Here is a 13,619-nt window from a genome sequence, read left to right on the forward strand (position 1 = left end):
CTCCTGTCTCAGAATCGGTACGTCATGTTGACGAGGAAGTTGTAGTCACGTTCCCGCTGACCATCGTAGGGACGCGACGTGCCTGTGATCATGAAACCGACGTCCAGAACGTCGTTGTAGCGGTAGCGTTGGCCATAGCCGACCGTGACGATGCCCCCAGTGCCGAAGTTCCGTTGCGAATAGGTGCCCACGCCCAGCAGGAATTGCTGTTCCCAGCGGTTCTCGTAGCGCTGGTACAGCGTGTGTGTGATCTGCAGGGCGGGCAGAACTGTCAGGTCGGACTTTGGGTTGAAGTAGGGCGCGTCGTCCGCCGTATTGTGCGAGCCGGACAGATTCAACAGCGCGTCTACTTTCACCTTCGGTGCGGTGTACAGGCGCTGGCGGCCGGACAGGCTGGCTTCCAGGCGATTATTGCCGTCGGAAAAGAACGAGGGAGTGATCGTCAGGACCCATTCGCGGCGATCGTCGCCCCGCCAGCGCAGGGACGCATTCAGGCTGTTGGCCGTGATGTTGTGCTTCAGCGCGCGCAGCGGTGTGTCTCTGGACAGCAGAGCCGCGCCGGCGCCTACTTGCCAGTGATCGTTCAGATCCACGAAGACCGACGCGGCCGCGCCGGTCTTCGTGCCATAACCGTAGCGGTTGCCGGAGACTTCCGCCTGGGCCGTGACAACCCGACTGCGCCATTCGGCCCCGGCTCGCGCCCAACCGTAATAGCCGTTGCCTTCGTCGAATTCGCCCTGGGAATAGCCGGTGCCGGCGAACACCCGCCAGTTTTCGTCGATAGGCGGCGAATACAGCACCGTGTCTAGGTTCCATTCGTGGCTGCCCAGCACGGGACTGTTGGTCGTCACGCCGCGGCTGGCGGTCATCCGCCACTCGGCCATGTTGTGCACCTCCCATTCCCGCGCCAGCCGCTGGACCGTGGTGTCTTCGGGGGCGCGCGCCGCCACGTCGTCGCGCAGCAGTTTTGCCTGGTGCCATTCCTGCAATGCCAGGGCAGTTTCGGCCTGGCCCACCTCGACCCCGATGGATCGTGGCATCTGGGATTCCGCGATTTTCAGATCGCGTTCCGCGTGGTGCGGCAGATCCCGCGCCCGGTAGACCCCGGCGCGCATCGTCCGGATGTTGGTGTTGTCTGGGGCTGCCGCCACCATCTGGTCGAGTGTTTGTTGCGCCCGTACCGAGTCGCCTTCGTAGAGATAGCCCTGGGCGCGGGTCAGTTCAGCGTCCATGCGCAAGGGATTGGGCTCACGCACCGGGGTACCCTTGTAGTAGTTCCAGATCGGTTGCTCCTGGATGGCGCGGTCCATCCCGGCGTTGGCCGCGTCATCCTGATTGGATTCGGTCAGCGCGTAGAACAGGCCGCTCTGATCGGCCAGCCGGTTGGCCGAGGTACGGTTTTGATGTATGGTCGCCAGCGACTGCTGGAACAAGGGGGCGGCTTTTTCTGGCTGTTGGAGATACAGATAGGCGGAAGCCACATCCCCCAGCACATAACTGGGCACCGGGGTGCCGTTGGCCCGCATTGCGTCGTAGCTGGTCACGACGTCCCGCATGCGGCGGCGGGCGTGCAGGGCCTGCAGGCGGTCTGCCTCGGCGCGCTGGACGTCCGCCCGGGCTGTCGGCCCCATGGCCCGCCATTCAGCAATCAGCCGGTCATACAGGGACAGCGCCTGGTCGGCCAGGGCGAAACGGCTGGCCTCGCCCCGGGAATCCGCGGATGCCGCCCGGGTCAGCTGGGCGGCGACATCGGCCTGCAGCGAGCGGGTCTGGGCGGGGTCCATCACGCCGGGGTGGGCCTGTGTCATGCGCAGCGCCGCCTGGGGCAGTTGCGCGCGCTGCTGCGCCAGGATGTAGGCGCGCATCACGTAAGGCCTGGCCGGTGCCAGATCGTAGGCCTGCGACGCCTGTTCCAGCGCAGCGTAGGGCTGCCCCGCTTGGACATAGGCGTAGTCCAGTGCCAGATGGCTGTCGGCATTCCTGGGTTGCTGGGCGACGAGCTGACGGCCGCCTCGGATCGCGTCATCCGTGCGGCCGGCGTCGGCCAGAGTCATGATGTGGCCGTAGGTAAATGCAGGCTGATTGTGGAACCGTCGTTCGCCCTGCTGAAAGAGGGTGATCGCATTGTTCCAGCGTTGCGTGTCGCGATAGGCGCGCGCCACCGTGTTCAGGGCCTGGGACGACAGGTTTCCGGGGGACTCGGCCTGTTCATAGGCCTGAGTGATTGCCTTGCTGTGGCCCGCCCAGCCCGAAATCAGGATGTAATCACCGAGAACGCGGCGATCGTCGGGGGTCTGTCGAAGGCGCTGCCGCAGCATGGTCAGCGCCGGGGAATAGTCACCGGCGCGCGCCTGTTGTATCAGCGTGTCATAGTCTTGTGCGGGAGCACACAAGGCCATGCCAGGCGATGCCAAGGCTGCACAGATTGTGAGCGTAATGGGTAACAGGCAGTTCGACAAGGCGGGCCCCGCGGTCAGTCATGGTTTACTGGGCTTGCGGGCATTCGAACTGATAGCTGCCCGCCCGGTTACCGTTGGCAAACAAAACCAGTTTGATCTCACAGTGGTCCCGTTCCCCGACAGATAGGGAGAAACGTGTGAGCGCGGTGGGGGTGTTGGCCCTCAGCCGCACGTCGCCGCTTTGATTGATGGTGGATGTGCCGCTGATGCCCTGCTTGGTGGCGCTCAGCTGATATCGGACGGTGCCATTTTCATGGCTTTGCACGTAGGGGATGACCACGCTCGGCTGTGTGCCAGGTACGGTGTCCAGCCAGACTTGCAGGTTCATATCTGCAGCCATCATGATCATCTCCCGGTGCTTCACCACACGAGATGCTGTTCCAGTGGCCAGGCGTGGCCCGAAGGCCCGCCCGGTAATGCCCCTGGGCGGGGTGCCGAAGGCTTACCAGCCTGTCTGAGTGAATGTTGCCGTGTTGAAGGAGCCGATCTGGACGGCCGTTGCGCCCAGGTTGGAACCCGTCTGCATGACAGTGGCGGTATTCAGGGAGCCTTCCTGATACAGGTTGGCCATCTGGTGCGAGCCATTCTTCTGCGTGACATTGGCAACGTTCCTGTAGTCGATCTGGACGATCTTCGCATCCGCATCGTTTGTCCACGACTGCTTCACGTTGGCCGTGTTGTTATAGCCATCCTGATACACATCGGACTTCGCGCCCACCGCGTATTCCTGCGTCGTATTGGTCACGTTCTGCTGACCCTTCTGGACGATCTTGGAATTGGACCCGGCGGTATGTGTTTGCGTGGCATTGGCATACTGGTTATAGCCTCGCTGGGTGATGTCGATAGTGGCAGGCCCAAACCAGTTGTTGTTCTGGGTCGCCTTGGCGACGTGGCTGTCACCCATCTGATTGATGGAGGCCGATGCACTGGCGTTGTACGCCTGTGTGATGGCGGCGTCATTATTGAAGCCATTCTGGTAGGTGTTCCCAGTGCTGCCTGCGAATGCCGCGGTCCCTGCGAATGCCAGGGCAAGACCGGATGCAAGTGCGCAAAGTTGGGTTTTCATGGTGAAACTCCTGTTGAGTCAACAAGACCTGTTTGAGAAATACGCCACCCGGCGGTCTTGGTACCGAGCTTTGTAATTACGAAAGCGGGTTGGACTTACTTGAATAGAAAGACTTTCAGCACCAGGCCGTTGCCGAGTTGTGTGATCGGCGGCAGCGCTCCCGGGGCTACCTGGGTAACCATTAACTGGTTGGCGTTTCCGAACTGGTTGAGGGTTGCGGAGGTATTGCTGGCGTACTGCTCCAGCCTGGCTTTGTTTCCTATCCCTCTCTGATTGATCTCGCCGGAGTCGTTGCCACCGGCTTGCGTGATCGAAGCGTCATTACCCATTCCATACTGGGCTACGACAGCGACATTGTTCATGCCGGTCTGAGAGGCTGTGGCGCGGTTGTTGATGCCTTCCTGGGAGGTGGACGCCATGGCATTGGCGCCTTTCTGGGTGATGTGGCTGGTGTTCAGGGTGCCTTGCTGAAAGGTCGTGGCCCGCAAGGATGACGTGCCCAGCTCCGTGGGCGGCAGTTCCGACAGGGACGAAAGATCCGGACTGCTGCAGTAGCCCGTCAGGGGGGCTGCAATTAGCAGCGCGAAGATGCTCAGAATCAGCCCCTGCCGGGCGGGCTGACCTGTGGTATGTGATTTGGACTCGATCATGATGAACTCCAGATCAGGCGGAGGGCGGCAGGGCGCTTAGTGCGCGGATGCCTTGCCATCGTCTGTTGTGACCACTGTTTCCGGCTTGGCAGGCTGGCGTGGGGTCACGGTCACCGTGTATTCCTTCTTTTCGGTATTCAGATAGCGCTGAAGCAGGGGATTGTTCCAGTCGGACGGGTTCTTCAGACGCCAGAGGTTGTTCTTGATTCCCTCGACGGTCAGGTGCATGACGGCGGCGTCGATGGCTTCCTTGACGGCGAGCTGGGCGGGTTCATTACTGGTGTAGCCTCCTTCGATCTCAAGCAGGTCGTAGTAGTTGACGAAACGGAAGTAGCTGGGGTGGATCTCGTACGACCAGATGGTCTTGGTCGTCGAGACGCTGTTCAGAACCTCGCCGGTCATGACGTCCACCGCGCGCAGATTGATCGTGACCTGATCCACGCTGTACTGGGTTGTCAAGCCGATACCCAGGAACTTGGCACCCAGGCCCCCGGTGCGTGTATTGGTGTCGTAGGCGACAATGCCGCCTTCCAGGATGATCGACGCCGGCAGCAGGTTCGGGACGCTGGCAGGCGGTTGACCCCCGTTTTGCGGGTGATCGTCGACCGCGCGCAGAACCCGACGTTCAGTCAGCAGGGATTGCAGGCCTTCGCGCTCCACCGGGATATACCAGCCGGAATCCTTCAGCGCCTTCGTCAGCATCGATGCGGCCCCCTGCGTCACCGCGGTGGAAAACGCGCTGCTGGGTGACGGTCTGTATTGGCCCGTCTCATCCCGGAACCCGTACACGGCCGCCACGATCCTGCGCTGTGGAGGTGGCAGCTTCATCAGGTCGATCGTCGAAGGCGTCGCCGGAGTCAGTTGCGCTTCATTCGAGACGTTCATCGGCTTTTGCAAGGCGCACGCCGACAATGTCAGCAACGCCAGGGCACTGACGGCCAAGCGACGAGCCCGGGATACGGCTGGGAAGATCGAGATCTGAAGGGTGCTCATGATAGATCCTCGGGGTTGGTTTCCGGGTCAGTTGATTGGTATGTTTGTGGTGCCGGTGATGCCTGATGTGTGTGGGGTGGTGCTTGTCGTGCCGGATCCGTTCATGTTGATGAGGTGCGCGTTTCCGTTGAGGTCGACCCAATATAGGTTGTTGCCTCGCTGGATCAGGAATCCGTTGTTGGTCTGCAGGATTTGTCCGATGTTGTCGAGCCCGAGGTCGTCTATCGGGTACGGGTATCGCTTCTGCGCCTGGGCGCTTTGCAGCAGGTAGGCGCCGTTGAGTGGATTTCCGCCGAATGACGGGTTCACCGGTGTGTATTGCAGCTGGCCCGCCATCGCGGGGCCGGACATCAGCGCGCAGGATGCAACAACCGCCAGCGCAGTTCGGATGGGGGTCTTCCGCAGGTGAGTCCTGATTTCATGTAAGCTCATTTACATCTCCTCGGGACCCAGGTCGGCGTCCTGAACAAACTTCCGCTGTGCGTCGATGATCTCGATGTTGTTGTGCACGACTTCCACTGCATTCCGGCTCTCATCCCTCGCCCGCGACCGGGTGGGTGACAGAAATGTGTGAAAGATCGTCTGATCCAAATAGTTGATCCAGATCTCGCTGCCGAACTGGGCGGTGGGTCGCTCGGTGATGGTCAACGTGTCTTGCGAGTCCGGATACAACGCCTGCCAGACCTGCGTAAAATTCTGATAAAAATCCCAACCCATCACGGTCATCGTCCGGTTGATCACTATCCCTCTGAGGGGATCGTTATTGATCTGGCCCTGATCCAGCAGGGCCTTCGGTGGCTCCGGTTCCTGCGCGGCCGCCACCATGCTCAGAAGAGCCAGGGCAAGGGCACTGCACCGAAGACTGGAGAACCGCACGGCGAACCTCCTGTGTCAGGACGAAACATTTGCTGAGCGTTTCGAACCGTGATGTGTAGACACGATGGTACGAGTCAGCAAAATCCGCACCCATAGGGTGGATACGCTAGACCGTTTGTCTGGAAGGGGTCTACACCTCAACCAAATGGACTAATCAATCACATTATTTGGCTGAGTGTCGAGCGTGACGGGCCATCAGATTCGACTGAGACGCTGGTGCTCAGCGATCAGGATCGTGTCGCCATTGCCAGTCGTTCCGGGGGCGGCCTGTTTCAGGCGCTCGCGGCGCAGGCATTCATCGGCGTGCTGGTCGTTCCAGCTTCCCGCATACATCCTCAGCAATCGCCAACGATGCTGTCAGCCCCGGCGATTCGATGCCATACAGATTCACCAGGCCGGTGATGCCGTGTACGCGGGCATCCTGCAGGACGAAATCGGCCTCTTTGCCGGTCGTGCTGACGAGCTTGGGCCGTATTCCGCAGTAATCGGGATGCAGCGAGTTGTCGGGCAGCTCCGGCCAGTAGCGGCGGATGGATGCATAGAAGTGCTCCGACCGGCGAGGGTCGACGCTGTAGTCTCCAGGAGCGTCCATCCACTCGACGTCCGGGCCGAAACGGGCGCGCCCAGCCAGATCCAGTGTCAGGTGTACCCCCAGTCCACCGGGCTCCGGAATGGGATAGATCAGGTGCGAAAAGGGCGCGCGCGTGGCCAGCGCGTAGTAGTTGCCTTTGGCGTAGCGGCCCTCGGGAATGGTGGCGACATCCAGCCCGTGGATACGGTGAGCGAGCGGGATGGCCTGCAGCCCGGCCGCGTTCACGACGCGCCGCGCGAGCAGCTCCATGGGCTCGTCGCCGCCCACCTGCAGGCGGACGCCGTCGGTGGTGATCACCGCCGCGTCAACGGGTGAGCGTAGCGCCACCACACCACCCGCAGCTTCGAGATCACCCTGCAGAGCCAGCATGTAGCCGTGGCTGTCCACAATGCCGGTGGACGGCGACCAGAGCGCGGCCGTGCAATGCAGGTCAGGCTCGCGGGCGCGGGCGGCGCCGGCGTCCAGCCATTGCAGGTTGGTCACGCCGTTGCCTTCGGCGCTCGCCTTCAGGTGGCGCAGGGCGTCGAGTTGCGAGGGCTGGGTGGCGACAATGAGCTTGCCGCAGTTCTTGTGGGCCACACCGTGTTGTTTGCAGTAGGCGTAAAGGGCGAGCCGCCCCTGCACGCACAGGTGGGCCTTCAGCGAGCCCTGTGGATAGTAGATCCCGGCGTGGATGACTTCGCTGTTGCGCGAGCTGGTCTGCGTGCCGATGGCATCCGCCGCCTCCAGCACGATGGTTTCCCAGCCGCGTCGTGCACAGGCGCGCGCCACGGCCAGCCCGACCACGCCCGCGCCGATCACGACGCAATCCACCCTGTCAGTCATGGCTGATCGGCTCCCCGTGGCGTGCTTCCCAGAGGCGGCGCGTCGGCTGCATGTGCTCCACCACCAGGGTTTCGAGCGTGGCCCTGTCCTGGTGTTCGATGGCGGCGATCATCGCCGCGTGATCCTGCATGGCCTGCAGGAGCCACTTGCGCTCGGCAATGCCGTATGAGCGGATGGGGTTGGAGGCCTCGGTGTAGAAGCGGATGGCCTTGCAGAGTTCCGTGTTCTGGCACAGATCGAAGAGCGCATCATGGAATTCGTCGTTGAGCTGGTGAATCAGGTCCGTGTTCGCCCCCACGGTGGCGGCCGCTGCATGGCGCACGTGGATTTCCTTGAGTGCGGCCAGGTCTTGCGCGCGTACCGGCAGCGGCATGATGTGGGCCGCATCGCGTTGCAACAAGGCGCGCATGTGGTAGATCTCGCGCACCTCTTGGGCAGTGAAGTCCTTGACGCGCGCGGATCTTGAACGGGGTTTGGTGACCAGCCGCCGTACCGTAAGTTCCCGCAGCGCCGAGCGCACGACGTGGCGCTTGGCCTCGAAACGGGCCATCAGCGCGTCCTCGATGAGTTCCTGGTTGGGGCGCAGGCGTCCGAAGATGATGTCGGACTCGATGTGCTCCACCACATCGTTGACCGATGCGGAAACGGTCTGGGCAGACGTCATCGTACGATCAGTTCGAGGCGGGTGGGCTCGTCCCATACCCAGCCGGCGGGTGTCCTGCGCAGTTCGGGATAGTGGCCCGGCACCACGACGTCCGCGTGATCGGCGATCCAGCGCAGAGTGGAAGCGGAACGATGGGCGGGGTCGAACTCGCTGGCGGATGTAGCTTGTGCGAGCTCCCGGTAGGTCTTGCAGGCATCACCGGCGATGACGACGCGCTGTCCGGTGTCTTGTGTGTAGTACAGCAGGTAGCTGCCTGGCGTGTGGCCGGGTGCATGGCGGTAGTGCAGGCCGGGCAGGAGCTCGCCTTCCTCGTCGTGCAGGAGTTCGAGCTTGCGCTGGGCAAAGTAGGTGTTCATGCCGATGCTGCAGAAGGGATCCTCGGCAGCGGGGTGCCAGGCGTAGTCCCATTCGGCGGCGCCGACATAGATCGTCGCGTTCGGGAAGAGGTCGGCGTTGTTCGCATGGTCGAAATGCAGGTGCGAAAGGAACACGGTCCGGATGGACTCGGGGGTGAGGCCCTCTTGCTGGAGCGCCTTCAGCACCTGAAGGCGGGTGCAGTGGTGGCCGGTATCGAACAGGACAGGGTCGTGACCGCTTGCACGCAGAAGCACGACGGTGGAGAACCCGAAGAACCCCTCTTTGAAGCGCAGGCTGTTGCCCTCGACCAATACTGTATGGGTGATGGACACTGCACTCTCCTGGACCTCTATTATCAATAGTAGTATCGATAATATCCCGGCGTGCGGCTGGTGTCACGTCCCCCTATAGCCTCGTCTTCATATCAGTCCAAACACCCCGGACTTTCCCTAATCATCAGTATCGAAAGCTTGCGGAACGGTCATTATTGATAATAGTATCGATAAACATTGGGTCTCTCAGGAGGGTCTCCGTAATGCGTATATTCAAACGGGTAGGACGCGCGGCGCTGGTGTGCGCGGCCATGGGCTGTCTGCTGGGTGGTGTTGCCTCGGCGGCAGACACGGTGAAGATCGGTGTCATCGAGCCCATGAGCGGCAATGCGGCCAGCGTGGGGGCCTCTGCCAAGGCGGGCATCGAGGTCGCCATGGACATCATCAACAACGCCCACTCTGATCTGGGCGACATCCTGCTCGCCAAGGACGCGGGTCTCAAGAACCTGGGCGGCGCCAAGGTGCAGGTCGTGTTTGCGGACAACCAGGGCTCGCCTTCGGCCGGGCAGAACCAGGCCTTGCGGCTCATCACGCAGGAACACGTGACGGCGCTGGTGGGTGCCTATCAGTCGGGCATCACGCTCACGGCCAGTGCCGTGGCTGAACGCTACGGTGTGCCCTTTGTGAACGGCGCTTCCGTCGCATCGAACCTGACCGAGCGCGGCTACAAATGGTTCTTCAGAACCACGCCGATCGCCACCGATATCGCCAACGTCTACATGAGCTTCCTCAAGGACATGAAGTCGCGGGGCAAGAAGGTGGACAACCTCGCCATCGTCTACGAGAACACCGATTACGGTACGTCCATTTCCAATGTGCTCTCGGCCGCCGCCAAGCGCGACGGGTTCAACGTCATCAGCAACCTTGCCTACAGCGCGAATACGTCCGACGTATCGTCCACCGTGCTGCAACTGAAGAACGTCAAGCCCGATGCCGTCATCTTCGTGAGCTACACGTCCGACGCCATCCTCTACGCCAAGACGATGAAGTCGCTCGATTACAAGCCGCCCATCCTGATCGGCGATGATTCGGGTTTCTCGGATCCCACCTTCATCAAGACGGTTGGGGCAGATGTCCAGGGTGTGCTGAATCGTTCTGTCTGGAGTACCGGCAAGCCGGGGTCGGCCACCTACCTCATCAATGAGATGTACAAGAAGAAGACCGGCGCCGAACTGGATACCTCCACGGCGCGCATCATGCAGGCCTTCTTTGTCCTGGCCGATGCGATCAATCGTGCGGGCTCCACCGACCCCGCCAAGATCCAGGCAGCGCTCAAGGCCACGGACATCAAACCGCCGCAGCTGATCGTGGGCTTCAAGGGTGTCAAGTTCAATGACCAGGGTCAGAATGTGCTGGCATCGGCGGTCATGATCCAGTTGCACGGCGACCGCTACGTCGAGGTCTGGCCCAAGGAGAAGGCCACGGCAGAGCTTCAGCTGCCCTACAAGGGCTGGTAATTTTCGCGGGTCATGGCCAGCAGCATCCTTCTCCAGGTCGTTGTGGGCGGTCTCCTGCTGGGGGCCGTCTACGCGCTGTTCTCGTCCGGGTTGACACTCATCTGGGGCATGATGAATGTGATCAACTTTGCGCATGGCGACTTCGTCATGTTGGGCATGTATGTGGCCTTCGTTGTCTGGCATGCGCTGGGCGGCGGTCCCTGGCTGGCTGTGCCGCTGGCTGCCGTTCTGCTCGCCCTGCTCGGCATCCTGGTATATCTGCTGCTCGTGCGGCGCATCATGAAGGGTTCCGTGCTCTCGCAGATCATCGGCACCTTCGGCCTGGCGCTGCTGCTGCGGTATTCGGTGTTCTGGTACTTCGGGGCCAATTTCGAGTCCCTGCCCAGCAACCTGGCGGGCGGCACCTACGATCTGGCGGGGCTGCGTATCGAGGGATCGCGCCTGCTCGCGGGGGTGGTGGCGCTGCTGGTGACGGCGGGCCTGCATCTGCTTCTCACGCGCACGCGGGTCGGCAGCCAGATGATGGCCGTGTCGGAGGATGCCTCGGCGGCGCAACTGATGGGGATACGTCCCGAGCGCATGCAGGCACTGGCGTGGGGGCTCGCCATCGGCGCTACCGGGATTGCCGGCGCCCTGATCGCCAATTTCTTCTATATCTCGCCCACGGTGGGCGAGTCCCTGGTGATCATCGCCTTCGTCACAGTGGCGCTGGGCGGCTTCGGCAGCATCCCGGGGGCATTGATTGCCGGCTTGCTGATCGGGCTGATCGAGTCCTTGTCTGCCTATCTGGTGGGACCCGCCTATAAGGATGTGGTGGTGTATGCCGTTTTCGTGGCGGTCCTGTGGTTCCGGCCGCAGGGCCTGATGGGCAAGGCCGTATGACGCGCCGCGGGACGGTCGTTCTGGTGCTGGCATGCGTGCTCGCCCTCGTGTACCCGCTTGTGGTGGGGTCGCCGTTCTGGCAGCGCATTGGTGCGTTGGTGCTGCTCTACGCGATTGGCGCTTCTGCGTGGAACATCGTGGGCGGCTATGCCGGACAGGTGTCCTTCGGCCACGCGCTGTTCTTCGGCTGCGGCGCCTACAGCGGCTTGCTGGTTTTCCATTATTTGCAGTGGCCGCCGGTGGTGGGGGTTCCCATCGGGATCGCGGCGAGCGTGCTGATTGCCTTCGTCATCGGGGTGCCAACCCTGCGCCTGTCGGGGCACTACTTCAGCATGGCCACAATTGCCGTCGCCGAGCTGGTGCGGCTGATCGTCGTCAACAGCGACAGCGTGGGCGGTGCGGGCGGCCTGATGGGGCCGGCCATGCCGCGCTCCGTCCTGGATCTGACCTTCCGGTCTTCGGTGCCCTACTACTACCTGTTCCTGGCCATCCTGACGCTCACGCTGCTGGTCACCTGGTGGATCTCGCGGCACCGTATCGGCTACTATCTGCGCGCCATCAAGGACTCCGAGCGCGCCGCGCGTTCTCTGGGGGTGCAGGCCAGCGGCTACAAGCTCTCTGCCTTCATCGTGAGCGCCATTTTCACCAGCATCGCCGGTAGCCTCTACGCGATCCTGTTCGGTTTCGTCGATCCCGATTCCGGTTTTGGCCTGTTGCTGTCGGTCAAGCTGGTGATATTGGCAGCCCTGGGCGGCGCAGGTCTGCTGTTCGGACCGCTGGTGGGTGCCCTCATTCTGATTCCGCTGGAAGAGGTCAGCAACAGCTTGCTGGGCGGTGGCGGCCAGGGGCTCACCTTCGTCCTGTATGGCTTCATCATCGTGCTGATTGCCTGCTTCCAGCCCAACGGCGTGCTGGCGCTGCTCACGGGGCGCGGTGGGCGCAAGCGCCCGGGGGGCGAGCATGTTTCTTGAGACCCGGCAGGTGGTGAAGAGCTTTCAGGGCTTCAAGGCAGTGGACGCGCTCTCGGTGAGCGTCACCGAGGGCGAGATCCTGGGCCTGATAGGCCCCAACGGAGCCGGCAAGTCGACGTTCTTCAGTTGCCTCACCGGTGATCTGCAGCCGACGTCAGGGGAGATTCTGTTCGACGGGAAGGTCATCACGCATCTTGCGCCCGAGCACCGGGCGCGGTTGGGCTTGGCGCGCTCCTTCCAGGTACCGCTCACGTTCGAACACATGACGGTGCTGGAAAACGTCATGGTCGGGGCTTTTCTCCACACGCGGGATGTGCGTGCCGCGCGTGCGAAAGCGCAGCAGGTGGTCGATCAGGTGGGCCTCGCCGCCATGGCCGACACCCCGGCGCGGGGGTTGGGGACGCCGAATCGCAAGCGCCTGGAAATTGCCCGCGCACTGGCGACGAATCCGCGCATCCTGCTGTTGGACGAAGCCATGGCGGGCCTGACCCCCACGGAAGTCAAATCGGCCATCGAGCTGGTGCGTGCGCTGCACGCGCAGGGCATCACGCTCATCATCGTCGAGCACGTCATGGAGGTCATCATGTCGCTCACCCACCGCGTCGTCGTCATGCATCAGGGGCGGCAGATTGCGATGGGCACGCCGCACGAGGTTGTGAATGACCCGCAGGTGGTCAGCGCCTATCTGGGCAAACGTGCGGCGCGTGCCGCTGCGGGCGCGTCATGAATGCGCCGCTTCTGAAAGTCGAATCGCTTGAAGTGCGCTACGGCGACCTGATCGGCGTGGCCGACGTGTCGCTCGAGGTCGCGTCGGGACAGGTGGTCGCGCTGCTGGGCACCAACGGAGCCGGCAAGACCACCACCCTGAACGCGATTGCGGGCCTCATCCCAAGCTCTGCGGGCCGCGTGGATTTCGATCAACAGACCCTGGTCGGGCAGCCCGCTTATGCCATCGTGCGCCGGGGGCTTGCGCTTGCGCCCGAGGGCTGGCATTTGTTCGTACAGCAGACTGTCGAGAACAATCTGCTCCTGGGGGCGACGGCGCTCAGGAATCGCGGCGAGACCTCGTCCATGCTGGACAGGGTCTACACGCTTTTTCCGAAGCTCGCCCAGCGGCGCAAGCAGCGGGCTGGCACGATGTCAGGGGGCGAGCGGCAGATGCTGGCGGTGGGTCGGGCGCTCATGAGCAAGCCCAAGCTGCTGCTGCTGGATGAGCCCAGTCTCGGGCTGGCGCCGGCCATCGTCGAGAACATGTATGCGGCTTTCGTTCAGTTGCATCATGAAGGCTTGACCCTTCTGCTCGCCGAGCAGGCAGTCGAGCTGGCACTCGAGGTCTCAGACTATGCCTATGTGCTGCAAGTGGGGCGCAGCGTGTACTCGGGACCTGCAGCGGAACTCGCACAGGACCCGAGGGTCCAGAAAAGCTATCTGGGGATTGGCGCGTAGGGTGGTGGGCTTCGAAGCGAGGTGGGTGTCCATGTGATGGCTGCTCTCG

Annotated in this window: 15 protein-coding genes; 5 read left to right on the plus strand and 10 right to left on the minus strand. The window is 62.4% G+C overall.

What is annotated here, in order from left to right; translation table 11 throughout:
- Window positions 1–8: 8 nt before the first annotated feature.
- From pgaA to EPN31_RS12370, 10 genes are all read right to left on the minus strand, one after another.
- Window positions 9–2,459, minus strand: a complete 2,451-nt coding sequence (gene pgaA / locus EPN31_RS12325) for a poly-beta-1,6 N-acetyl-D-glucosamine export porin PgaA (protein ID WP_291773570.1) — start codon at window positions 2,457–2,459, stop codon at window positions 9–11.
- A gap of 25 nt (window positions 2,460–2,484) precedes the next feature.
- A complete protein-coding gene (gene csgH, locus EPN31_RS12330; RefSeq protein ID WP_291773572.1) occupies window positions 2,485–2,802 on the minus strand; it encodes a curli-like amyloid fiber formation chaperone CsgH in 318 nt (105 codons plus the stop codon).
- Window positions 2,803–2,901: 99 nt separating this feature from the next.
- Entirely contained in the window at window positions 2,902–3,525 is a 624-nt protein-coding gene (locus tag EPN31_RS12335) for a hypothetical protein (protein WP_291773575.1), read from the minus strand.
- A 95-nt stretch (window positions 3,526–3,620) separates the two neighbouring features.
- A complete protein-coding gene (locus EPN31_RS12340; RefSeq protein WP_291773576.1) occupies window positions 3,621–4,175 on the minus strand; it encodes a hypothetical protein in 555 nt (184 codons plus the stop codon).
- A 36-nt stretch (window positions 4,176–4,211) separates the two neighbouring features.
- Window positions 4,212–5,168, minus strand: coding sequence for a CsgG/HfaB family protein (locus EPN31_RS12345; protein ID WP_291773577.1), 957 nt, complete (start codon window positions 5,166–5,168; stop codon window positions 4,212–4,214).
- 27 nt (window positions 5,169–5,195) lie between these two features.
- Window positions 5,196–5,600 (minus strand): curli assembly protein CsgF, encoded by a 405-nt coding sequence (locus EPN31_RS12350; RefSeq protein ID WP_291773578.1) that lies wholly within the window; start codon window positions 5,598–5,600, stop codon window positions 5,196–5,198.
- A complete protein-coding gene (locus EPN31_RS12355) occupies window positions 5,601–5,993 on the minus strand; it encodes a CsgE family curli-type amyloid fiber assembly protein (RefSeq protein ID WP_291773579.1) in 393 nt (130 codons plus the stop codon).
- 346 nt (window positions 5,994–6,339) lie between these two features.
- Window positions 6,340–7,461 carry an NAD(P)/FAD-dependent oxidoreductase gene (locus tag EPN31_RS12360; RefSeq protein WP_291773580.1) on the minus strand — a complete coding sequence of 374 codons (1,122 nt, stop codon included), beginning with the start codon at window positions 7,459–7,461 and terminating at the stop codon, window positions 6,340–6,342.
- Complete coding sequence (locus tag EPN31_RS12365) at window positions 7,454–8,125, minus strand: GntR family transcriptional regulator (protein ID WP_291773581.1); 672 nt, start codon at window positions 8,123–8,125, stop codon at window positions 7,454–7,456. The genes EPN31_RS12360 and EPN31_RS12365 overlap by 8 nt, the downstream gene beginning before the upstream one ends.
- On the minus strand, window positions 8,122–8,814 hold the full coding sequence (locus EPN31_RS12370; protein WP_291773582.1) for an MBL fold metallo-hydrolase: 693 nt from the start codon (window positions 8,812–8,814) through the stop codon (window positions 8,122–8,124). Before EPN31_RS12370 ends, EPN31_RS12365 begins: the two co-directional genes overlap by 4 nt.
- Before the next feature lie 203 nt (window positions 8,815–9,017).
- Here EPN31_RS12370 and EPN31_RS12375 point away from each other — a divergent pair, with 203 nt between their 5' ends.
- Genes EPN31_RS12375 through EPN31_RS12395 form a run of 5 tightly spaced genes read left to right on the plus strand, consistent with a single transcriptional unit; the run spans window position 9,018 to window position 13,570 of the window.
- Complete coding sequence (locus EPN31_RS12375) at window positions 9,018–10,271, plus strand: ABC transporter substrate-binding protein (RefSeq protein ID WP_291773584.1); 1,254 nt, start codon at window positions 9,018–9,020, stop codon at window positions 10,269–10,271.
- A 12-nt stretch (window positions 10,272–10,283) separates the two neighbouring features.
- On the plus strand, window positions 10,284–11,153 hold the full coding sequence (locus EPN31_RS12380) for a branched-chain amino acid ABC transporter permease (RefSeq protein ID WP_291773586.1): 870 nt from the start codon (window positions 10,284–10,286) through the stop codon (window positions 11,151–11,153).
- Window positions 11,150–12,124, plus strand: a complete 975-nt coding sequence (locus EPN31_RS12385; RefSeq protein WP_291773588.1) for a branched-chain amino acid ABC transporter permease — start codon at window positions 11,150–11,152, stop codon at window positions 12,122–12,124. Before EPN31_RS12380 ends, EPN31_RS12385 begins: the two co-directional genes overlap by 4 nt.
- Window positions 12,114–12,851 carry an ABC transporter ATP-binding protein gene (locus EPN31_RS12390; protein WP_291773590.1) on the plus strand — a complete coding sequence of 246 codons (738 nt, stop codon included), beginning with the start codon at window positions 12,114–12,116 and terminating at the stop codon, window positions 12,849–12,851. The genes EPN31_RS12385 and EPN31_RS12390 overlap by 11 nt, the downstream gene beginning before the upstream one ends.
- On the plus strand, window positions 12,848–13,570 hold the full coding sequence (locus tag EPN31_RS12395; RefSeq protein WP_291773592.1) for an ABC transporter ATP-binding protein: 723 nt from the start codon (window positions 12,848–12,850) through the stop codon (window positions 13,568–13,570). The genes EPN31_RS12390 and EPN31_RS12395 overlap by 4 nt, the downstream gene beginning before the upstream one ends.
- Window positions 13,571–13,619 lie beyond the last annotated feature (49 nt).

The organism is Castellaniella sp. (assembly GCF_004321985.1).
Taxonomy (GTDB): Bacteria; Pseudomonadota; Gammaproteobacteria; order Burkholderiales; family Burkholderiaceae_B; genus Castellaniella.

Excerpts from the sequence above, each read along its gene's own strand:
- csgH (WP_291773572.1), bottom strand. The coding sequence starts at position 2,802 with ATGATGGCTGCAGATATGAACCTGCAAGTCTGGCTGGACACCGTACCT.
- EPN31_RS12335 (WP_291773575.1), bottom strand. The coding sequence starts at position 3,525 with ATGAAAACCCAACTTTGCGCACTTGCATCCGGTCTTGCCCTGGCATTC.
- EPN31_RS12340 (WP_291773576.1), bottom strand. The coding sequence starts at position 4,175 with ATGATCGAGTCCAAATCACATACCACAGGTCAGCCCGCCCGGCAGGGG.
- EPN31_RS12345 (WP_291773577.1), bottom strand. The coding sequence starts at position 5,168 with ATGAGCACCCTTCAGATCTCGATCTTCCCAGCCGTATCCCGGGCTCGT.
- EPN31_RS12350 (WP_291773578.1), bottom strand. The coding sequence starts at position 5,600 with ATGAGCTTACATGAAATCAGGACTCACCTGCGGAAGACCCCCATCCGA.
- EPN31_RS12355 (WP_291773579.1), bottom strand. The coding sequence starts at position 5,993 with ATGGTGGCGGCCGCGCAGGAACCGGAGCCACCGAAGGCCCTGCTGGAT.
- EPN31_RS12360 (WP_291773580.1), bottom strand. The coding sequence starts at position 7,461 with ATGACTGACAGGGTGGATTGCGTCGTGATCGGCGCGGGCGTGGTCGGG.
- EPN31_RS12365 (WP_291773581.1), bottom strand. The coding sequence starts at position 8,125 with ATGACGTCTGCCCAGACCGTTTCCGCATCGGTCAACGATGTGGTGGAG.
- EPN31_RS12375 (WP_291773584.1), top strand. The coding sequence starts at position 9,018 with ATGCGTATATTCAAACGGGTAGGACGCGCGGCGCTGGTGTGCGCGGCC.
- EPN31_RS12380 (WP_291773586.1), top strand. The coding sequence starts at position 10,284 with ATGGCCAGCAGCATCCTTCTCCAGGTCGTTGTGGGCGGTCTCCTGCTG.
- EPN31_RS12385 (WP_291773588.1), top strand. The coding sequence starts at position 11,150 with ATGACGCGCCGCGGGACGGTCGTTCTGGTGCTGGCATGCGTGCTCGCC.
- EPN31_RS12390 (WP_291773590.1), top strand. The coding sequence starts at position 12,114 with ATGTTTCTTGAGACCCGGCAGGTGGTGAAGAGCTTTCAGGGCTTCAAG.
- EPN31_RS12395 (WP_291773592.1), top strand. The coding sequence starts at position 12,848 with ATGAATGCGCCGCTTCTGAAAGTCGAATCGCTTGAAGTGCGCTACGGC.